20 protein-coding genes are annotated in these 21,304 nt (G+C 59.1%); 8 read left to right on the top strand and 12 right to left on the bottom strand.

Annotation, left to right across the window (positions count from 1 at the left end; all coding sequences use genetic code 11):
* The first annotated feature begins 701 nt into the window (after positions 1–701).
* Positions 702–1,628 (top strand): LysR family transcriptional regulator, encoded by a 927-nt coding sequence (locus MEB48_RS08200; protein WP_237883551.1) that lies wholly within the window; start codon positions 702–704, stop codon positions 1,626–1,628.
* Here the strand turns inward: MEB48_RS08200 and MEB48_RS08195 are convergent.
* The 5 genes from MEB48_RS08195 to MEB48_RS08175 all read right to left on the bottom strand — a co-directional run bounded on the left by MEB48_RS08195 (position 1,545) and on the right by MEB48_RS08175 (position 4,636).
* Positions 1,545–1,862, bottom strand: coding sequence for an AzlD domain-containing protein (locus MEB48_RS08195; protein ID WP_038978526.1), 318 nt, complete (start codon positions 1,860–1,862; stop codon positions 1,545–1,547). The two genes, MEB48_RS08200 and MEB48_RS08195, sit on opposite strands and share 84 nt — an antisense overlap.
* Positions 1,841–2,557, bottom strand: coding sequence for an AzlC family ABC transporter permease (locus MEB48_RS08190; RefSeq protein ID WP_237883549.1), 717 nt, complete (start codon positions 2,555–2,557; stop codon positions 1,841–1,843). Before MEB48_RS08190 ends, MEB48_RS08195 begins: the two co-directional genes overlap by 22 nt.
* On the bottom strand, positions 2,554–2,967 hold the full coding sequence (locus MEB48_RS08185) for a GNAT family N-acetyltransferase (protein ID WP_237883771.1): 414 nt from the start codon (positions 2,965–2,967) through the stop codon (positions 2,554–2,556). The genes MEB48_RS08190 and MEB48_RS08185 overlap by 4 nt, the downstream gene beginning before the upstream one ends.
* Positions 2,968–3,013: 46 nt before the next feature.
* Positions 3,014–3,760, bottom strand: coding sequence for a 2OG-Fe dioxygenase family protein (locus MEB48_RS08180; RefSeq protein WP_095054401.1), 747 nt, complete (start codon positions 3,758–3,760; stop codon positions 3,014–3,016).
* 204 nt (positions 3,761–3,964) lie between these two features.
* A complete protein-coding gene (locus tag MEB48_RS08175) occupies positions 3,965–4,636 on the bottom strand; it encodes a DsbA family protein (protein ID WP_237883547.1) in 672 nt (223 codons plus the stop codon).
* Positions 4,637–4,890: 254 nt separating this feature from the next.
* Between MEB48_RS08175 and MEB48_RS08170 the strand changes: the two genes are divergently transcribed.
* The gene (locus MEB48_RS08170) at positions 4,891–6,984 is read left to right on the top strand and encodes a TonB-dependent receptor (protein WP_237883545.1); all 2,094 of its coding nucleotides are present in this window, start codon (positions 4,891–4,893) and stop codon (positions 6,982–6,984) included.
* A 201-nt stretch (positions 6,985–7,185) separates the two neighbouring features.
* On the opposite strand, the gene MEB48_RS08165 is transcribed toward MEB48_RS08170, so the two are convergent.
* The 4 genes from MEB48_RS08165 to MEB48_RS08150 form a co-directional block, all read right to left on the bottom strand.
* The gene (locus MEB48_RS08165) at positions 7,186–7,398 is read right to left on the bottom strand and encodes a hypothetical protein (RefSeq protein ID WP_237883543.1); all 213 of its coding nucleotides are present in this window, start codon (positions 7,396–7,398) and stop codon (positions 7,186–7,188) included.
* A gap of 244 nt (positions 7,399–7,642) precedes the next feature.
* The gene (gene aguA, locus MEB48_RS08160; RefSeq protein ID WP_237883541.1) at positions 7,643–8,749 is read right to left on the bottom strand and encodes an agmatine deiminase; all 1,107 of its coding nucleotides are present in this window, start codon (positions 8,747–8,749) and stop codon (positions 7,643–7,645) included.
* A 3-nt stretch (positions 8,750–8,752) separates the two neighbouring features.
* Positions 8,753–9,631, bottom strand: a complete 879-nt coding sequence (aguB, locus tag MEB48_RS08155) for an N-carbamoylputrescine amidase (RefSeq protein ID WP_237883539.1) — start codon at positions 9,629–9,631, stop codon at positions 8,753–8,755.
* Positions 9,632–10,007: 376 nt separating this feature from the next.
* A complete protein-coding gene (locus MEB48_RS08150; protein WP_237883537.1) occupies positions 10,008–12,920 on the bottom strand; it encodes an aminotransferase in 2,913 nt (970 codons plus the stop codon).
* A 178-nt stretch (positions 12,921–13,098) separates the two neighbouring features.
* Here MEB48_RS08150 and rfbC point away from each other — a divergent pair, with 178 nt between their 5' ends.
* The 4 genes from rfbC (at position 13,099) to MEB48_RS08130 (ending at position 17,446) form a co-directional block, all read left to right on the top strand.
* Positions 13,099–13,644, top strand: a complete 546-nt coding sequence (gene rfbC / locus MEB48_RS08145) for a dTDP-4-dehydrorhamnose 3,5-epimerase (RefSeq protein ID WP_095054407.1) — start codon at positions 13,099–13,101, stop codon at positions 13,642–13,644.
* A gap of 106 nt (positions 13,645–13,750) precedes the next feature.
* Positions 13,751–15,559: a sensor histidine kinase gene (locus MEB48_RS08140; RefSeq protein WP_237883535.1), complete on the top strand. Its 1,809-nt coding sequence runs from the start codon at positions 13,751–13,753 to the stop codon at positions 15,557–15,559.
* A complete protein-coding gene (locus MEB48_RS08135; protein ID WP_237883533.1) occupies positions 15,556–16,950 on the top strand; it encodes a sigma-54-dependent transcriptional regulator in 1,395 nt (464 codons plus the stop codon). Before MEB48_RS08140 ends, MEB48_RS08135 begins: the two co-directional genes overlap by 4 nt.
* Before the next feature lie 40 nt (positions 16,951–16,990).
* Positions 16,991–17,446, top strand: a complete 456-nt coding sequence (locus MEB48_RS08130; RefSeq protein WP_237883531.1) for a thioesterase domain-containing protein — start codon at positions 16,991–16,993, stop codon at positions 17,444–17,446.
* 104 nt (positions 17,447–17,550) lie between these two features.
* Here MEB48_RS08130 and cysQ read toward each other — a convergent pair whose 3' ends face one another.
* Both cysQ and nudE read right to left on the bottom strand, forming a co-directional pair.
* Positions 17,551–18,384, bottom strand: a complete 834-nt coding sequence (gene cysQ / locus MEB48_RS08125; protein WP_237883530.1) for a 3'(2'),5'-bisphosphate nucleotidase CysQ — start codon at positions 18,382–18,384, stop codon at positions 17,551–17,553.
* Complete coding sequence (gene nudE / locus MEB48_RS08120; RefSeq protein WP_237883528.1) at positions 18,381–18,947, bottom strand: ADP compounds hydrolase NudE; 567 nt, start codon at positions 18,945–18,947, stop codon at positions 18,381–18,383. Before nudE ends, cysQ begins: the two co-directional genes overlap by 4 nt.
* A gap of 90 nt (positions 18,948–19,037) precedes the next feature.
* On the opposite strand from nudE, the gene yrfG reads away from it, so the two are divergent.
* Entirely contained in the window at positions 19,038–19,700 is a 663-nt protein-coding gene (gene yrfG, locus MEB48_RS08115) for a GMP/IMP nucleotidase (protein WP_237883526.1), read from the top strand.
* Positions 19,701–19,825: 125 nt separating this feature from the next.
* Here the strand turns inward: yrfG and lysM are convergent, their stop codons facing one another.
* A complete protein-coding gene (gene lysM, locus MEB48_RS08110) occupies positions 19,826–20,266 on the bottom strand; it encodes a peptidoglycan-binding protein LysM (protein ID WP_237883524.1) in 441 nt (146 codons plus the stop codon).
* A 137-nt stretch (positions 20,267–20,403) separates the two neighbouring features.
* Between lysM and MEB48_RS08105 the strand changes: the two genes are divergently transcribed.
* A complete protein-coding gene (locus MEB48_RS08105; RefSeq protein ID WP_237883522.1) occupies positions 20,404–21,291 on the top strand; it encodes a LysR family transcriptional regulator in 888 nt (295 codons plus the stop codon).
* Positions 21,292–21,304: the final 13 nt, after the last annotated feature.

Below are 21,304 nucleotides of genomic sequence, written 5' to 3'. Positions count from 1 at the left end.
TATAGATCAGCAACGCACGTTTGTCTGATCGAACCTGACGCTTGGGCACTTACACCGCTCGAACAACACTGAATCAAGCTATAGGCCCTGCTCTAGAGCCTTTGGTATTCGATAGTCGAAATTATGAATAATTATGGCTGGCCAATAATTATTGCCCACCCATAAAAATCCCTAAAATTCACACCCACGCCGCATGCGGCTCACGCTGACTTCAAATACCGCCCAAACAGACGCCGACACACGGTCAAATACACCCGTTGACACCCGCCTCACACGGGCAGAAAATTTAATCGAGAGCGCGAAACCGACTGCCTTCAGGTGGCGATAGTCGACGCTAGGAACCCCGTTGATGACCTGAAAATCAGCGCTCGGGTAACCTCTCCTCCCCTGCTTGAGGGAGCACAATATCAAGCACCTTTTCACGAAAGCAGCCTGATCAGGCTGCTTTTTTTTGCCCCTGGAAAAGGTTTCGTCGATCAACGTACTTTTCCCATCCAGGCATTTTTCTGAACCGATTACTCGCCCCCAAACCAAAATCCCCGATCCTGTGCAAGCCTCCAACCATCGGGCACGGACTCATTTCGCTACTAAACTCGGGACAAGCATGCTCAGGTGCAGGATCATAGCCAGCACGCGACCGACGCCTACCCGGCGGCAAGGTACACAACAATAGCCAGCCCACTTTAGAGGGCATTACCCAAATGGATAGCAGAACCTTACGTAACCTCATGCGCATTGTGCAGACCGGCTCATTGTCGGCGGCGGCAGAGCGCTCCTGTTTGACCGTGCAGGCCTTGGCCGCGCAGTTGAACAAGGTCGAAGAGCAGTTCGGTTTTCGGTTGTTTCGTCGCTCCAACAAGGGGCTGACGCTGACAACCCAGGGCACGGAGCTCACGCCCTACATGGACAAGGTGTTGGTCGCTACGCGGCAACTGGAAGAAAAAGTCGCCGCGCTCAAGGTGCCCGGGCAGCGCACGCTCAAGGTTGCACTTAACACTACGCTCTCGGCCGACTTCAACCGGCGAATGATCGGACGCCTCTTTGAGGTTTTTCCTGATTATCAGCTGGAATTCAGCTACGCGGAGTCGATGGAAAACCTCAGTAAGTTGAAGAATGAGGACTTCGACCTGGCCGTGCTGATTGGCCCGCAGCAACCGGGTTTACCCAGCATTGCCCTGCCCGATGTACAGGTGCAGGTGGTCGGTGCTCATTGCGGTCAGGAGAACGATCCGCTGATGCTGCTCGGCAATAAGGTTCAGGTTCGTCCGGCCGACGATTGTCCGTATTCCCACAGCTTCTTGCGCTTTCTCGACGCCGGTCTTGGCAATTACGAGTCAGGCAAGCGGATGATCTACTCCTGCAGCGAGACCCTGACCCTGTCGTTGATCACGCAAATGGACGGCCTCGGCATGGTTTCCCGTGAGGCGGCCCTGCGTAATGGTTTGACCATTTTCCCGGGTTTCGAGGATTCCCTCGAAGTGCGGCTGGCAGTCAATAATCCCGATTTGTCGGGCCAGGCCCTGAACGACGTGGTCGCGCTGTCGCTACATGAACGATCCGAGCGCGATGTACGCAGCCGTTCCCACCGCTACGCTGAGAAAGAGGTTTTTGCTGAAATACGCACATAACAACGTCGGAATCGCTGCATAGAATTCCGGGCGATCGAGCTGCACCTGTTGATCCTTGATCAACAGCGGCGTAAGGCTGATGGCAGCGACGATCGCCACCGGCAGGTATTCCAGCGCGCGCGCGACCAGGGGTGGCCAATGGTCAGTGCTCACCTGCAGCGGCAACGCGCGTGGCAGGAACGTCACGGCCATCATCAGCACGACGACCAGGATCAGGAACGTTTGGTCAGGCATACACCCACCCCGCAGCCCACAAATGTGGCGATGAATACGTTGAAGGGTGAATTGCCGACCAGGCTCAAGACACCCATGCAGGCGACCGCGGCCAGTGCGGCGATCAGTTTGTTGCGGGTGTTGCACAGCGATACCAGCACGTAGAGCATCATCGCGGTCAGCGCATAGTCGAGCTGGTATTTGATCAGGTGCGCCGCGTACTGTGCGCAAATTGCGCCCAGCAAACCACCCAGCACCCATGACGTGTGGCAGTACAGATTGAAGCCGATCAGGTAACGCACATTGACCGGCGTGCCCTTGTCCAGTTTGACGCTGTGGAAGGCGAACGATTCATCGGTCAGCCCGCCTGCATAACACCAGCGCTCGAGACGACTGAGCCCCATTGCCTGCAAGGCCTTGGCCATGTAGACCGACATCAGCATGTGCCGTGCATTGATCAGAAACGTGGTGAGGATGATGGTGGTCAGCGACGCACCACTGGAGATCAGCGCCAGGGCGGCGAACTGCGAGGCACCGGCGTAGACGAACAGGCACATCGCGACCGGCAGCCACACGGGCAATCCGGCATTGACCGCCATCAAGCCGAACACAAACGATACCGTGAAGTAGCCCGCAACAACCGGGCTGGCTTCAGCGAACGTGCGCGAGGGCTGGGACTCGACCATTAGCGGCTGGCTGTTGGACGTCTCATTCATAGGTCCCTCTCAAAAGTCGTTTCGCCGCGTGGCTCGCAAAAGCCCTGGGCACTCCAGAAACGTTTGCCGGCAAGATTAGCATCGTCGACAAACAGGAACATCCGCAGCACGCCCACCCGTTTCATGTCCGCCGAGGCCGCTTCCACCAGGCGCTGACCGACGCCTTGGGCGCGATACTGCGGGCTCACCGCCAAGTGATTGATGGTGCCACGGCTGCCGAGCATGCCGCCCAATACCGCGCCGACCACTTCGCCACAGAGATCGAGCGCGAGGAACGCAGTGGTGGTTTTCTGCACCAATACACCGCGCAGGCATTTGGCGTCCTGCCATTCACAGAACGACACTTCTTCGAATTGCCGAAAGAAGTGCTCCAGGCGTTGGGCATCCTTCGCCATCGCGCGTTGCAGCATCACCGGTGCCGGGCACTCGGCGATGTGCATCATGGGGTCTAGCTGTTCAGCGAACAATGTCGAAAGCGGTCCCGGGCCGCGAGAAGGAAATGGCCAGAATCTGCCGATAGGCCATTTCGTGAGCGTGGGTGTTGCGTGCCGGTGTCACGTAGTGACGCATGTCGCGATCGAGGAAGTAAGTGGTGTCGAGAATTTCCAGATAGGTCGTCACCGCCAATTGTTCCTCCTGGGCCGAATACAAACGGCTCTCCGCCCCATCCACGTTGTTGCGGCCCCAGAAATGCACACCGCTGAACGGATAACCGTCGCAGTGAATACCTTCCGGGGTGATTTCCAGTTGCTTGCCCGGCTTGATCTCGATGCGGATCTGATGAATCTGGCATTGCCAGATTTCGTCGTGCAACTCCGGCGGCAATACGTTTTTGTACACCTCGAAATCCGCATCGATGAGGCTGCGCATCACCGGCGAATTGATGACTTCATTAGAGAAATCCTGGAAGTGCCGCTCAAGCCCCCCGACATAGCTGTTGTTGGCCTTCGATTGCACGTAGGCGCGGTGCTCCAGCTGCTTCAAATCACGGGTGACCGGGTTGTATTCGAAATCGCTGTAACGACGAAAACGCATGCCAGCATCGGCCTGGCCGTAATAACTGTCCGGCTCCATGCTTTCCCAACTTTTGGTCAATCTGACGAAGTCGGAAAAATGACCGAAGAGATTGAAGTCGGCTCCCTTGACGTTGACATACTTGTCGCGCCGTAGCGATTCGCCAACTTCTCTGTTCAACACGATCATTACCAAGTCTCCGCTCCATTAAGCGGCCTAATCTAGTAGGTGCGGGTTTTGCGGCCCATGAGAAAGAATTTCAGGCATATCAAGCGTTGATTGAAATGCGGTATGAAGTTGCTTTAATTCGATTTTTTATGATCGAAAACAGCGTTTTTGATGCTTTACCAGGGTTATGAGGCAAAAAACCAAACCAGTCAGGCGTTTTTAAATTTAATGGGCACAGCCGTCGAGACCACAGATCTGAAGCGTGGATGAATGCTCTTTTGCCGTAAGTGACTGGCTCAACCATTGGGCGAAGGCTTGTGGCTTGCCAAGCCATGGGCCTATGTCGACCAGGGTGAACTGGCCATCCTGTTCCAGCGCAAAAGTCGGGAAACCCTGGCCACCGACCTTGGCCAAAAGTGCGCGACTGTCCTTGATATGGCGCTCGGTGTCGGCTTCATTAAATGCCTGTTGGAACGCCTCAAGTTCAAGACCTGTCTGTATGGCGAGTTCCAGCAGAACAGCTTCGTCAGCGATGCGTCGACCCTCCACATAATGAGCCGTCTGCAAACGCCCCAGCAACGCTAGACCGCGTCCAGCGATCTGCTCGGCTGCCAGCACGGCGGCAATCGGCGGCGCGGAATCGAACACCGCCGTCTCATCGCGCAGCAAACCCTCAAAATACGCCTCGCCAAACGGCTGGCCGGTGTACTCGGCGATGCGTCGGTCATGGGGCATGACGTAATTGCGCAGTTGTGGCGAAACGGTCTGGCGGTTGGCGCCGGTCATCATGCCGCCACCGTGGGCGATCACTGGCAATACGGCTTGGGCAGCCTGGACCAATGGTTTGGCGCCGTAACACCAGCCGCACAAAGGGTCGTAAATGTAGTGAAGGATCATGGGGAAAACTCCGGCAACAAAGTAAGAAAACTCGATGCCGGCAGATTAATCCCCAGACAGTTTCGGAAAAACGCTGGAATGGCTTTCAGTCTGTTTCATGAACGGTCGAATACGCCCTCAATACTTTTGTACCAATCACGACACAACTCGAAACAATCAAACGAAGATCCCCTTCAAGAATAATTAACGAAAGTAAATAACAAGCATTACCATTCGCGCCCTCGAAATTCTCTCCCCTTCCGGATGCGCTTTAGATGCCTGCCCCCTTCCGCCTTACGCCCGTCACCCTTGGGCTCTCCGCCTTTCTGTCTGCCGGTTTTACCTGCGCCGCCACAACTGTTTTACCCGAGACCTCGATCAGCGCCGAAGCGCAAGCTGACGATCCACGCGTAAAGGAAACCAGCACCGCCACTCGCACGGCTACACCGGTGCGTTACGTTCCGCAGGCCATCGACTCGGTGAGAACCGCGAACGTGGTGGATTACGGCACTAACGATCTGGGCACGGCACTGAGCGGCATCCCCAATGTCAGCAGTGGCGCCGATACCCGCTTCGATAGCCTGCGCATCCGTGGTTTCGACGCCAGCAACGACTTCTATCTCGATGGCATCCGTGACGACAGCCAGTACGTGCGCGACTTGCACAACATCGAACGCATCGAAGTCCTCAAAGGCCCGGCAGCGGTGTTGTATGGACGTGGCAGCCAAGGCGGGATCGTCAACCGGGTCAGCAAGCTGCCGGAGTTCGGCCGCCGCTCGACCCTTGAAGCCCAGGGCGGCAGCGACGATCTGCGTAGTCTTTACGCCGACCTCAGCACCGATCCGAGCGAGAACATCAGCCTGCGCCTGAACATGGGCAACATGGACCAGAACAGCTTTCGCGATGGCGTCAGTGGCAATCGCCAACTGTTCGCGCCGTCCATGAGCTGGCAACTGACGCCCGACCTGAACTGGTTGGTGCAATACGAATACAGCCGCTACAACCGTACACCGGATCGCGGTATCCCAGGAGTCAACGGGCGCCCGGCGGACGTAGGACGGGACACGACCTACGGCAGCGAGCATGATTTCATCGACGACAAGTCGCAATCCCTGCGCTCGAAACTCAGCTATGAACTCAGCGACAACTGGCAGCTGCGTCATACCTTGGGTGTGTTCAAGCTCAACAGCGATTTCGACAACACTTACCTGACCGGTTACACCCCGGCGACCAACAAGGTCACGCGCCAGCACTGGCAGCAGGACCTGACCACCCGCAACGTCTATAACAACATCGAGCTGGAAGGCGGCTTCGACGCATTCGGCCTGGAGCATCGCCTGCTGACCGGTATCGAGATCGGCAGCCAGCGTCGCGATCCGACGTTGTATAACGCAGCAACCTCCGGACTCGGTAGTTCCCCAGTACCGGCGCTGGACTTGTACAACCCCAATCGCGACTTGCGCCACACCGGGCGCATGCAGGTGTCGAGCAGCACCCATACCGAAGTCGAAAGCCGTGCGGTGTACGTGCAAGATCAACTGCGTCTGAACGATCAATGGCAACTGCTCGCCGGTTTGCGTTACGACACCTTTGATATCGAGTCGACCAACAAGCTGCGGGGCATTTCCGAAGATCGTGACAGCCACAGCACCAGCCCGCGTGTAGGCGTGGTCTGGACGCCGCTGCAGAATCACTCCTTCTACGCATCCTGGACCAAGACCTTTTCCCCGGTCGGCGGCGGCTTGATCGGCATCACCCCAGGCGCGGCCGGCAACAGCAACGACCTGAGCCCCGAGCTGACCAAGCAGAAGGAAATCGGCGTGAAGAGCGACTGGCTCGACGATCGCCTGAGCACTACGCTGGCGATCTATGAACTGGAACTCTCCAACCGTCGCACCAGCGACCCGAACGATCCGACCGTGACATTGCTCACCGGCCTGCAACGCTCCCGCGGGATCGAGCTGACCGGCACTGGCAAGATCGCTGGCAACTGGTACGTGCGCGGTGGCGTGGGCGTGCAGGACGCAACGGTCGAGAAGGACAACAACGGCTTCGAAGGCAAACGCATCAGCAACGTGGCCAAGCGCAACGGTAGTCTGTTCCTGACTTGGAAACCGGAAATGGGCTGGTACGCCGAAACCGGTTTGACCTTGGTGGGCCAGCGTTACGCCGACAACCTCAACACTACCGTGCTGCCAGGTTACGGCCGTTGGGATGCGTTGGCCGGGTTCCGACACAAGGATTGGGATTTGCGGGCGGCACTGAACAACATCACCGATCGCGAGTATTACTCGTCGGCCACCAGTGCAGCTCAGATTCAACCGGGCGCACCACGGAGCCTGGTCGTGACCGGTACTTACAGCTTTTAATCACTGTTGATACGGTTTGGGTTGATCGTTCCCACGCTCTGCGTGGGAACGCAGCCAGGGACGCTCTGCGTCCCCAATGGACGCGGAGCGTCCGGTGAGGCATTCCCACGCAGAGCGTGGGAACGATCATTCATAAAACCTTCGCCCATAAAAAAGCGCCGCCTTCCCGGCAGCGCTTTTATCAATCCATTGTTTTCCTTCTTATCCTTCCACCACATCCCACAGTGCTTCCAGTTCCGCCTCGCTGAACAAACCAGCGGGGTAGCGCTCGATCATCATCCGGCGCGGATCAGCTTCCCTGATCTGACGCGTTCCATTGGACTTCAACCATTGCGCCAAGACCTGGAGCGATTCGCTGTTAACTGCCAGGGGATGCAGTGCCCGCTCGCTCACGACGTTCATTTCGGCGTTCATCTCAGCGCTCTCTCCTGGTTTGTGAGCGGCTAACTTATCCAAGGTTTATGACAGAACATCGAAGTTCTCTCCCTCCCTAGTTGCGCCATCGAAGATACAAGAGCTGTGCCAATGTTTTCGAAGTCTCGATAAGTGGATACAAAAAAGCCCGCGGTCCTGATGGGCTGCGGGCTTTCTGTGAAACAACGAGGCTGAATCGTTGCTCAATCGATTCTTCAATCAACTCAAGCTGTTACGACCTCACTCACTCCTTGTGCGGTGCGGGCTGTTGTTGGGTAAGGCAATGGATGTTACCGCCGCCCAGTAACAGTTCACGACCCGGCACCATGACCACTTCGTGTTGCGGGAACAACCTCTGCAAAATCTCTTTGGCCGGCCCATCCAACGGGTCGTCGAAGCTCGGCGCGATGATACCGCCGTTGACGATCAGGAAGTTCACGTAAGAGCCGGCCAGACGAACAGTCGGATTGCGTTCCTGAGTGCCGTCTACCGGATCCACGCCAGCGCACTCTTCTTCGGTCGCATACAGCGGCCCCGGAATCGGCATCTTGTGCACTGTGAACGGGCGACCCTTGGCATCGGTGCTGTTTTGCAGCACGTTCATTGCCGCCTGGCAGCGCGGGTAGTTCGGGTCCTGCGGGTCGTCGGTCCAGGCCAGCAGTACTTCGCCCGGACGCACGTAGCAGCAGAAGTTATCCACATGGCCGTCGGTTTCATCGTTGAACAAACCGTCTGGCAACCAGATGATTTTATCCACAGCCAGATTGGCGCTGAGCACCGCTTCGATCTGCGCACGGTCCATGTGCGGGTTGCGATTGCGGTTGAGCAAGCATTCTTCGGTGGTGATCAGGGTGCCTTCGCCATCGACATGAATCGAGCCCCCTTCGAGCACGAAACCTTCGGTGCGGTAGCGCGCGCTGCGCTCGATTTCGAGGATCTTGCCCGCCACCTGCGAGTCACGGTTCCACGGCGAATACAGGCCACCGTCGAAACCGCCCCAGGCATTGAAATCCCAATCCACACCACGAACTTCGCCACGATTGTTGATGACGAACGTCGGGCCCGTATCCCGAACCCAGGCGTCATCGCTGGACAACTCCACCAAACGAATATTCGGCACGTCGAGACGGGCACGAGCATTTTCGTACTGGCCGGCGGAGACCGCCACGGTCACCGGTTCGAATCGGGCGATGGCCTTGGCCACTGCCACGTGCGCGGCTTGCGCCGGTTTGCCGCCCAGGCGCCAGTTATCCGGGCGCTCGGGCCAGACCATCCAGGTCTGGGTCTGTGGCGCCCATTCGGCTGGCATGTAAAAGCCGTCGGTGCGAGGGGTGCTGTTCAACGTGGTCATGGTTCAGGACTCCAGGGAACCGTCGAGGGTTTTGATCGCGCCGTACAGGTTCGGGCGACGGTCACGGAACGAGCCCCATGCGCTGCGGATGTGCTCCAGCTCATCGAGGTCGAAACGGTGAACCAGAATGCCTTCTTCTGTTTCGTTCAGCTCTTGGACTTTCTCGCCAAACTGGTCGGCAATGAACGACGAGCCATAGAAGGTAATGTCGTAGCCGTCCTGCTCTTCATTGCCGATGCGGTTGCTCGCAATAACCGGCATCAGGTTGGCGCCGGCATGGCCTTGTTGCACGCGCTGCCAGTGGTCGCGGGACGAAATGGTCTTGTCGTGTGGTTCGCTGCCGATGGCGGTCGGGTAGAACAGGATTTCCGCACCTTGCAGCGCCATGCTGCGGGCGCACTCAGGGAACCACTGATCCCAGCAGATGCCCACGCCGATTTTCGCGTAACGGGTATTCCAGACTTTGAAACCGGTATCGCCCGGGTTGAAGTAGTACTTTTCGTGGTAGCCAGGGCCATCCGGGATGTGGCTTTTACGATAAATCCCGAGGTTGCTGCCGTCGGCATCGATGATTGCGATGCTGTTGAAACGTGCGCGGCCTGCCAGTTCGTAGAAGCTGATCGGCAGAACGACCTGCAGTTCTTTGGCGACTTTCTGGAAGTGCTTGATGGCGACGTTATCTTCGACCGTCGTGGCCAGTTGCAGGTAATCAGGGTTCGGTTTCTGGCAGAAGTACGGCGCCTCGAACAGCTCCTGAATCAGGATGATTTGCGCGCCTTTCGCCGCAGCCTCACGGACCAGCTTCTCAGCGGTCTCGATGTTGGCCTCAAGGTCCCAGGAACAAGCCATCTGGGTAGCGGCGACGGTAACGATACGGCTCATGAATCATCTCCTGGGCAAGTGCTTGAGGGTCGAGAGTGGCATCGACCGATGACAGAAAGAGGCGGCACCGGGCATGGCTCATCCATACAGTGGGCAATGGCGACTTTATAGCCGATAAAAATCGGCTTTTAAAGCGATAAATATTCTCCCCGTCTAAAATCACTCACTTAAACCCGATAACAATCGATATTTTATGGCGCTTTCGCGGGCAAGCCTCAATGCCAGTCAGTAAGCGAAATCCCTGTGGGAGCGGGCTTGCTCGCGAAGACGGCGGCGCAGTCAACATTGATGTCGCCTGATGCACCGCTTTCGCGAGCAAGCCCGCTCCCACAGGTTTCGCGGCTTAACTGATTGGCATTGAAGGCGCTATCAAGTCTTACAACCCTTCATCCAACACCTTCGAGAGCATGTCGACAAAGAAATCCACACTCTGACGCGAGGTAACCATCGGCGGTTTGATCTTGAGGATGTTCAGGTAGTCACCCGTTGGCTGCATGAAGATCCCCAACTCACGAAGGCGATCGCACAACGCCGTGGTTTCTTCGGTCGCGGGCTCCAGGGTTTCCCGATTGCGGATCAACTCCACGCCCAGATAAAAACCGGAACCATGCACCGCCCCCACCAACGGATGCCGGTCGATCAACGCTTCAAGACGCTCCTTGAAATACCCGCCCACGACCTGGGCGTTTTCCCAGAGTTTTTCTTCTTCCATCACATCCAGCACCGCCATGCCGATCCGGCAACTGACCGGGCTGCCGCCGGCCGACGAGAAGAAGTAACCTTCGGCCTCCAGCGCTTCGGCAATTTCCCGGCGAGTGATCACCGCGCCCAACGGCTGGCCGTTACCCATGCCTTTGGCCATGGTGATGATGTCCGGCACCACGCCCTGCTCCTCGAAGCCCCAGAAGAATGTGCCCATGCGGCCGTAACCGACCTGCACCTCATCGGCGATGCACACCCCGCCCTGAGCGCGAACCAATGCATAGACCTGTTTCAAATAGCCCGGCGGCAGCGAGATACCGCCGGCATTGCCATACACCGGTTCGCAGATGAAACCGGCCAATTGGCGCTTTTGCTCGGCGATTTTCGCCAGGTTGTGTTCGACGCTGCGCACGTAATCCGATGCGCTGTCGACGCCACGAAATTCACCGCGATAGGTGTTCGGCGCGGTCACCGGATGCACCCAGTCCGGACGGCTGCTCAAGGCCTTGGGGTTGTCGGCAATCGACGTCGAGACCGCATCCGCCGCCACTGACCAGCCGTGATAAGCCTCCAGCACACTGAGCATGTCGCGACCGCCGCTGTAGGCCCAGGCCAGGCGGATCGCCAGGTCATTGGCCTCGGTGCCGCTGTTGACCAGAAATACACGGTCCATGTTGTCCGGGGCCAGCTTCAGCAAACGCTCGGAAAATTCGGCAATCGCCGCGTAGTGAAAACGCGAATTGGTGTTGAGCAGCGACCACTGCCGACTGGCGACGGCAGCCATGCGCGGATGGCCATGACCCAAGACCGCGACGTTGTTGAGCATGTCGAGGTAAGAGCGGCCCTGCATGTCGATCAGGTGATTGCGCCAGCCTCGTTCGATGCGCGGCGGGTCGATGTAATAGTGTTTTTGCGAGCGAGCGAAACTCGCATCACGGCGGGCCAGCAATGTCTGCGGGTCGAGTTCTTCTTCGGCATCGCAGGCCAGACCCAGCAATACCGCAGGTGAAGGACACAACGCCTGCCACGCTGCGGCGCGCGAAGGTGTGCAAAACAACGGCGCATCTAAGTGAGCACTTCGGCACAATTGCACGATCAATGGCCCGCTGACCGAACCCAGCACCTGACCTTTGACCAGTGCTGCGCCACTGCGCATCGATGGAGTCACACCCCACAATCGGACGCTCAGTTCCGGGCCATCCAGTTGCAGCAGGTTTTCCCCTTCAATATGGATAACGCCGGCAAACGGTGCTTCGACCGCCGTGCCGTCGGGCACTCGCAACGCAACGTGCAACGCAAAAGTGTCCGGTTCGCTGGCACTGTCCGGTCGGGTTTGAGACAGACGATATTGGCCATATCGACTGGCCGCCAGACCGTGAGCAGCGGCGGCTTCCGTCAACAGACGCAGATCGATCCCCTCCTGCTCCCAGTTACCCGCTTCGAAATGCGGGCTGAGCACGCCCAGATCGATCAATGCAAATTCGCGCCCCACCAGACTCGGCAACAATGGCGCGAAGCCTTCACTGCCGATGCTCGGCAGGCTTTGACCGACGGCGGCAAGAATCGCCGCCTCCATCAACGCCAATGGCACCGACGTAGCAACGCGAAAAATCTCCCACTCATGGGTCAGGTTGTCGCGACTGTACTCATTACCCGGATCGATGCTGACCTGCTGCTCGCCACTCAGCACCAGCACCGCCGAGCGGGCGACGATCAGCGGCCATAGCGCCAGCAATTCTTCATGCTGCAGCGGATTGACCGCGTGATAAGCCCGCACCGCCGGCAAAATATAGAACGGATCGCCATCGGCATGGTGCAGCAGCGCGGCGCAGGTCACCGACAAATCAGTGATCCGCCAGGTTCGGACCAGATCGCCGAAATCGATCACGCCCTGCAACTGCCATTGGCGCTGCGAATCCCGCTGCCAGACCACGTTGTCGTCGGTAATGTCCATGTGAATCGCCTGCAGCGGCAACTTATCCACCAGTAACTGCAAATGGCGCTCGGCCTGCTCGGCCGCTTCAGCAATCAACGCTCGTTGCCGCTCATCCTTGATCACCGGCAGCAAATGCGCGATCAACGCGTTGGCGTGGCGGGCATCCCATTGAAGGGTACGCTCAAGGCCCGGATGATCGAAACCGGCCAGCGCCAGGTCCATTTCGCCGCAGAGCCGACCAAAACCGGCGACCACTGAATGGCTCAAATGATCGAGGTGCGTCAGGGATTGGCCGTCGATGTAATCGAGCAGGCGCATGTGCACCGCCTGGCCCCCAACTTCCAGGGAAAGAAGGTCTGCGCCGTTTTTCGCAGAGATCACTCGCGGCACCTGCACACCGGAGTGTTCAGCCAGATGCTTGAGCCCTGCGTGCTGGGCTTGCAGCTCCAGCGCCGAGTAATCGCCACGGCAGATTTTCAGGACGAAACGCCCCTGCTCGCTGTCGACCCGGAAATTGAGATCCTGCTGGCTCCCAAGCGCCTGCAACCGCCCGCTCAGCCCGTAATGTTCCTCCAGCAGCTCAAGCGCTTGCGCCGCAGACACGTGCGGGCTCGGCAAACTGGCGCGGTGAATCAAAGTAGCGAGCGGCATACAACGACCCCTGAAATATTATTAGGCGCTTATATCGCCATTGCTTGGGGCGATACGCAACCCCCTCCCTGGTTGGCGCGAATCAAATGTCCACGCAACTCTCTTTACCGCCCCACTCGCACCGACCGCCACTTTGAGCAAGAATGTCGGCCATCACGCCTATTGCTGGAGAAACACCATGAATGTAGTCACCACCGACCTGCCCGGTGTTCTGATCCTCGAACCCAAGGTATTTGGTGACGAGCGCGGCTTCTTCTATGAGAGCTTCAACGCCAAGGCTTTCGAAGAAGCGACCGGTCTGAATACCCAATTCGTTCAGGACAACCATTCCCGCTCGCAAAAAGGCGTACTGCGCGGTTTGCATTACCAGCTGGAAAACACTCAGGGCAAACTGGTCCGCGTCACCGTCGGTGAAGTGCTGGACGTGGCGGTGGATATTCGCCGCAGCTCACCGCATTTCGGTAAATGGGTGGCGGTGCGCCTGTCCGCTGACAATCATCGCCAACTCTGGGTACCGGAAGGTTTCGCCCATGGTTTTGTGGTGTTGAGTGATTTCGCCGAGTTCCTCTACAAAACCACCGACTACTACACGCCGTCGGCCGAGCGCAGCATTCGCTGGGACGATCCGGACCTGGGCATCGACTGGCAGCTGGACGAAGCACCGAAACTGTCGGCCAAGGATCAGGCCGCCGCGCTCCTCAAGGACGCCGACGTCTTTTCCTGAATGCCTGTGTGAATCTTCACCGCCAGCGCGCACTTGATCTCAGGTGCGCAGACTGCGCCCGCAAGCCTAGGCATAATGCATCTGTCCCCCCAGGCGCTTGATGCTCATGACACCGACTCTCCCTCGCAGACCCCGCTGGCGCAGCCTGGCGCTTTTAGCGCTGTGCCTGGCGCCCTTGCTGTGGCCGCTGGAGCATCTGGCCGAGCGTTACTACCGCAGCGAATTGGCCGGACAAAACCGCCAGACCCTCGACCTCTACGTCGCCAACCTGCTGGGCACCCTGCACCGGTATGAAGTGTTGCCGCAGATTCTCGGCGAGTTGCCCGCGCTACGTGCGACATTGTCTGCACCCGATGAGGGCGTGGTTCAAGGCAATGCCAATCGCCTGCTGAAAAACATCAGCGCCCAGACCGGCGCCGAAGTCATGTACCTGATGGACACCACCGGCAAGACACTGGCGGCCTCCAATTGGGACAAACACGACAGCTTCGTCGGCCGCAATTTCGCTTTCCGTCCTTATTTCAGTGAAGCCATGGCCGGGCGTCTGGGGCGTTTCTTCGGCCTGGGCACCACCTCGGCCAAACGCGGTTACTTCTTTGCGGCGGCCATACGTGATCGCGAAAAAATCATTGGCGTGCTGGTCATCAAGGTCGACCTCGACCACACCGAAAGCCTCTGGGGCAAAACCCCGGAACAGCTGTTGGTCACCGACCACAACGGCGTGGTCATCCTCACATCGAGGCCCGAGTGGCGTTTCCGCTCGACGCGCCCATTGAGCGACGCAGAGCGCGAGGCCATCACCGCCATTCAACCCTACCCGACCCGCGATCCAAAGCCGTTGAGTCTTGACGCCAACGCCTGGTTGACCCAAACCCGGCAGATCGAAGAAACCGGTTGGAGCGTCAGTATCCTTGCACCGCGTACCCTGATCGACCGCCCGGTGCGCACGGTCGTGGCCATCGGCGGCGCAACGCTGTTGGTATTGATGTTGCTGCTCGGCCTGATGATGCAACGCCGACGCCATTACCTGGAGCGGATCGCCTTTGAAGGCAAGGCCCGCCAGGAACTGGAAGGCCGGGTCGCCGAACGGACCAGCGACCTCGAAGGCCTCAACCGTCGACTGAAGCAGGAGGTGCTGGAGCGCGAACACGCTCAGCAGGAACTGGTGCGCGCTCAGGATGACCTGGTGCAGGCCGGCAAGCTCTCGGCGCTGGGAACGATGTCGGCCAGCATCAGCCATGAACTCAACCAACCGCTGGCGGCGATCCGCAGCTATGCGGAAAACGCCGAAATACTGCTCGATCATCAGCGCACCGAAGATGCCCGCGGCAATCTCAAGCTGATCAGCGAATTGACCGGGCGCATGGCGTCGATCATCGCCCACCTGCGCGCCTTCGCCCGGCGTGATCGCCACGCCCCGGAAAGCGTGGCCCTGCAACCGGCACTGGACGACGCGCTGGCGTTACTGGCCAAGCGTCGGCGCAGCATGGAAGTCGAGCTGATTCGTGACCTGCCGGCCGCCACCCTGTGGGTCGAGGCCGGTGAAACCCGTCTGCGCCAGGTACTCGGTAACTTGCTGGCCAATGCCCTCGATGCCCTGACGGAAAAAGGCCCGCCGCGTAAACTCTGGCTGAGTGCCGAGTCCACCGCCGACGGCGTCAATCTGTACATTCGCGACAATGGCCCAGGGTTCTGCATGGAAGCGCTGGGTCGTGCCGGCGAGCCCTTCTACACCACCAAGACCCGCACTCAGGGGCTTGGGTTGGGGCTGGCGATCTGCGACACGCTGATGCGCGCCTTCGGTGGTGAACTGTCGTTCTCCAACCACAAGGAAGGTGGCGCCCTGATTACCCTGAAGTTGCGCGCAGGCGCACCGGGCGTGAGCCTGCAACCGTCCGAGGACCGAAGTGCATGACCATCGACAACCGCATTCAGGTCGTGTTGATCGACGACGATCCCCACCTGCGCCAAGCCCTGAGCCAGACCCTGGACCTGGCCGGCCTGAAGATCCTGCCGCTGGCTGAAGCCAAAGGCCTGGCCGGGCAACTGGAACGCGACTGGCCGGGGGTGGTGGTCAGCGACATCCGTATGCCGGGCATGGACGGAATCGAACTGCTGACCGAACTCCACGCCCAGGACCCGGAGCTACCGGTACTGCTGATCACCGGCCACGGCGATGTGCCGCTAGCCGTACAAGCCATGCGCGCCGGGGCCTATGACTTTCTGGAAAAACCTTTCGCCAGCGACTCTCTGCTCGACAGCGTACGTCGTGCCCTGGACCTGCGCCGGCTGGTGCTGGACAACCGCAGCCTGCGACTGGCCCTGAGCGATCGCAACGAGCTGAGCGCTCGACTGGTCGGCCAATCAGCGCCGATGCTGCGCCTGCGTGAGCAGATCGGGGCTCTGGCGGCGACCAAGGCGGACGTGCTGATCCTCGGCGAAACCGGTGCGGGTAAAGAAGTGGTCGCCCGCGCGCTGCACGATTTGTCGAGTCGGCGAAACGGCCCGTTCGTGGCGATCAACGCCGGAGCCCTGGCCGAGTCGGTGGTGGAAAGCGAACTGTTCGGTCACGAACCGGGGGCGTTTACCGGCGCGCAGAAGCGCCGTATCGGCAAGTTCGAATTTGCCAATGGCGGCACGTTGTTTCTCGATGAAATCGAAAGCATGAGCCTGGATGTGCAGGTGAAATTGCTGCGTTTGCTGCAAGAGCGGGTCGTCGAGCGCTTGGGCGGCAATCAGTTGATCCCGCTGGACATCCGCATCATCGCCGCGACCAAGGAAGACCTGCGTCAATCCGCCGATCAGGGCCGCTTCCGCGCCGACTTGTATTACCGCCTGAACGTTGCGCCGCTGCGCATTCCGCCGTTGCGCGAGCGGGGCGAAGATGCGCTGGTGCTGTTTCAGCATTTCGCCGATGAAGCCAGCGCCCGCCACGGTTTACCACCCCACGAATTGCAGCCGGGGCACCGGGCGCTGCTGCTGCGCCATACCTGGCCAGGTAATGTGCGGGAACTGCAGAATGCCGCCGAGCGTTTTGCCTTGGGCCTGGAACTGGCACTGGACAACAATGCACCGGATGGCGGCGTCGGCAGCACGGTTGAAGTGGTCAGCGGCGGTCTGAGCGAGCAAGTGGAGAACTTCGAGAAGAGCCTGATTGCCGCCGAACTGGCGCGCTCGCACAGCTCCGTGCGCAGTCTTGCCGAAGCGCTCGGCATTCCGCGCAAAACCTTGCACGACAAACTGCGCAAGCATGGCCTGAACTTCGGCGACAGCGGCGCCAGCAACCCCACCGACGACCTCGATTGAGCTACCGTAAAATCATCCTCTTCAAACAAAAGGCCCGTGAATGAACCGCGACAGTCGTCACCTGGAATCGATCCTCCATTCCGATATCCCCCTCACGCGGGACATGGGCCTCAAAGTGCTCGACTGGCACGACCAACAACTGCGCCTGCATCTGCCACTGGAAGCCAACGTCAATCACAAGAGCACCATGTTCGGCGGCAGCCTGTATTGCGGCGCGGTGCTGGCCGGCTGGGGCTGGTTGCATTTGCGCTTGCGCGAAGAAGGCATCGAAGACGGGCACATCGTGATTCAGGAAGGGCAGATCAGCTACCCGCTGCCGGTCACCATGGACGCAACGGCGATTTGCCAGGCACCGAGTGCGGCGGTCTGGAAGAGGTTTCTGGCGATGTATGAACGATATGGACGGGCGCGGTTGACGCTGCATTCCCGGATCGTGAATACCGGGAGTGATGAGGATGCGGTGAAGTTTACCGGGCAGTACGTCCTTCACCGATGACTGATCGTTCCCACGCTCTGCGTGGGAATGCAGCCCGTGACGCTCCGCGTCACTGGACGCAGAGCGTCCCTTGAGGCATTCCCACGCGGAGCATGGGAACGATCTTAGTTGCGGGCCAAAGCCAACAACTTCTCCCGCCACGCAGCCTTAGCCGGCAGCGCCAGGAAGAACTCATTCAGCAACGACTCCCGCGCCGGATAACAGAACGGCTCACCGCTCAAATCCAGCACCTCACCACCCGCACCTTCCAGCACACCTTGCGCAGCCGCCGTGTCCCACTGCGAAGTCGGCGCCAACCGCGGATAGCAATCCGCCGCCCCTTCCGCCAGCAGGCAAAATTTCAGCGAGCTGCCGATATTCGCCAGTTGCAGCTCACCCAGGCTGTCACTCAACCCCGCCAGTAACCGCTCCTGCTCAGGGCTCGTATGCCGACGACTGGCGACCACCGTGAACGCTTCACTCGCAGCCGGAACCTCGCGAACCTGAATTGGCAACGGCTCGACACCTTTATCGCCGCGCCAGGCACCCAACCCGGCACCACCGACATAAAAGCGCCCATTGGTCGGCATCGACACCACACCAAATACCACGCGCCCCTGTTCGATCAGCGCAATGTTGACGGTGAACTCTTCGCTGCCGGAGATGAACTCCTTGGTCCCGTCCAACGGATCGACCAGCCACCAGCGCTGCCAGCCGGCACGCACGCTCTGAGGGATATTGGCGTCCTCCTCGGACAGCACCGGAATGCTCGGATCCAGCGCCGTCAGCCCGGCCAGAATCAGATGGTGAGCGGCCATGTCGGCGGCCGTGACCGGTGAATCATCTGACTTTGCAGTGACGGCAACATTGACGCGCCAGAACGGCAAGATCACCTCGCCAGCCTTCAAAGCCAGTTCAACGACCGGCGCCATCAAAGGATGGGGGAAATTCAACTTCATGGCAGGAACACCCCACGCTGAGTCAGCAAATCACGGACCAGGTACAACGCCGCCAAGGCCCGACCCTCTGTGAATTGCGGGTTCAGCGCCAAGGCCGACAATTCACGCAGGTTGACCTTGTCGACCCGCATCGGCTCAGGCTCGTCGCCCTCCAGGCGTTCTTCGTACAAATCGGAGGCCAGCACCACCTGGATTCTTTGGCTCATATAGCCGGGTGACAACGACAATTCGGTCAGATATTCCAGCTGCCGCGCACCATATCCGGCCTCCTCCATGAGCTCCCGCTCGGCCGCCGCCAACACGTCTTCGCCCGGCTCGATCAAGCCTTTGGGCAGGGACAATTCGTATGCATCGGTGCCGCCGCAGTATTCCTCCACCAATACGGCGTGATCCGCATCGAGCATCGCCACGATCATCACTGCGCCATGCCCGGTGCCTTTGCTGACCAGACGCTCGTAAGTGCGTTCCACACCATTGGAAAAGCGCAATTTCAGCTCTTCGACACAGAACAAACGGCTGGTGGCGACAATCTCGCGGGCGAGTACGGTGGGTTTCTGGCGCATAAAAAGCTCCTTGGCGTGAACGCGTTACTATACCCGGCCTATCCTGATTGTTTATCCCGGATATCTTTTTTACCGCTGGAGAAGTTTTTTATGTCCCTGCTGCCCTGGCACGACATCGATACCGTTTTGCTGGATATGGACGGCACGCTGCTGGACCTGCACTACGACAACCATTTCTGGATGGAACATCTGCCCCAGCGTTATGCCGAGCTGCATGGGGTGAGCCGGGCCATGGCGGAGCTGGAATTACAACCGTTGTTCGAACGTAATGCCGGCCAGTTGCAGTGGTACTGCCTGGATTTCTGGAGCGCCGAGCTAAAGCTATCGGTGCGCGAGCTGAAACTGGAAACGGCGCACCTGATCGCCCTGCGCCCGGATGCGGACACTTTTCTGGGGGCGATCAAACGGGCCGGCAAACGTGTGATTCTGATCACCAACGCCCACCGCGACTCGCTGTCATTGAAGCTGGAACGAATTGAACTGGCGCCGTATTTCGAGCGATTGATCAGCTCCCACGATTACGGTTTTCCCAAGGAAAGCCCGCAGTTCTGGGATGCCTTGCAGGCCGACATCGGCTTCGACCCGACGCGTAGCCTGTTTATCGACGACACGTTGCCGATCCTGCGCAGTGCGCGCAATTTCGGCGTGACGCACCTGCTGGCCGTGAGCGAGCCGGACAGCCGCAAAGGGCCGAAGGACACGGCGGAGTTTGCGGCGGTAGGGGATTATCGGGAGTTGATTGCCGGGCTTTAGACCGAGTCGTCTGCTTCGCGGGCAAGCCTCGCTCCTACAGGTCCTGGTCGTGTGCATATTCCGCGCACGACCAGGACCTGTAGGAGCGAGGCTTGCCCGCGAAGGCCATCACACAGTCTCGAACCTTACTCAGGAATCCGCAACACTTGCCCCGGATAGATCTTGTCCGGGTGCGAAAGCAGTGGTTTGTTGGCCTCGAAGATTTTGTTGTACTTGTTCGCGTCGCCGTATTCGGCCTTGGAAATCGCGCTGAGGGTGTCACCCTTTTTCACCGTAACGAAACGCGCGGCCTTCGCCACCGGCCCAGTCACAGTAATCTGGTCATCAACACTGCCGACACCTTGGATATTGCCCACGGCCAGCAGAATCTTTTCCTTTTCTTCCTGACTCGCCACGTCACCGGTGACGATGACTTTGTCACCCTCGATGGTCGCCTGAACATTCGGATTACCCAGGCCGACCTTGCTGATGTGTTCCTTCAACTGCTCGCTGGCATCGGCATTGCCAGGTGTCAGCAGATCGATAAGTTTTTCGCCTGCTTCTTTCACAAAGCTAAAAATACTCATGACGCATTCTCCTTGGGGTTTAGGTTCCAGACGCCAAAGACTAGACCAGCCTTGCGAAGCCCGGCTCCCAGCCGACCAATGACCCCACCCCGCGCAGACGGTAGAATCGCAAACCTTGCCCGCGCCCTGGAGCGAAGATGGACATCAAGCAGCTCAAATTCCTCATCGCCCTCGACGAAACCCGGCACTTCGGCCAGGCCGCCGCGCGTTGTCACATTACCCAGCCGACCCTGTCCATGCGCCTGCGCAGCCTCGAAGAAGAGCTTGAGCTGCCGCTGGTCAACCGTGGTCAACGTTTCGAAGGTTTCACTGCGCCGGGCGAGCGCGTGCTGGCATGGGCGCGGACGGTGCTGGCGGCCTACGACGGTTTGCAGGCCGAAGCAGCAGCCTGTCGCGGCAACCTCGTGGGCACGTTGCGTCTGGGCGTGGTGCCACTTTCGAGTTTCGACCCGATGCCACTGATGCAACGCCTGCACGCCGAACACCCGAACCTGCGCTTCGAACTCTCGGCGTTGAGCTCCGAACAGATCCTTGAACAATTGGCGAATAACCGCCTCGATATCGGCGTCTCCTACCTGGAACGCCTGGACGGTGAGCGTTTCGATTCCCTGGCCTTCAGCGAAACCAGCATGGGCCTGCTTTACGATCAGCGGTTCTTCAGCTTCGGCGAGGCGCCGTTAAGCTGGGAATCGTTGATTGAACTGCCACTGGGCATGCTCACCAGCGGCATGCATTTTCGCCAGTCCATCGACCATAACTTCCACAGCCGTGGCTTGGCCCCCCAACCGTTGCTGCAAACCGATGCGGTCCACCAATTGTTACAAGCGGTACACGGCGGTCTGTGTTGCGCCGTGATGCCATTGGAAGGTGGTCTGGAAAACCTCACTGATCACTTGCGCCTGCAACCCATCGAAAGCGCCCAGACCCTCGCCCGGCTGGGGCTGATCATGCGTCGCAGCGCTCCACGTTCAGCGCTCGCAGAAGCCTGTTTCGCGATCTTTCAACAATCACTGACAGGCTCTTGATCGATCTCATCTA

It is taken from the genome of Pseudomonas sp. PGPR40 (genome assembly GCF_022014505.1).
Lineage (GTDB): Bacteria > Pseudomonadota > Gammaproteobacteria > Pseudomonadales > Pseudomonadaceae > Aquipseudomonas.
The sequence above is the reverse complement of the archived record's forward strand: the minus strand, read 5'-3'. Positions and strand labels throughout refer to the sequence as shown.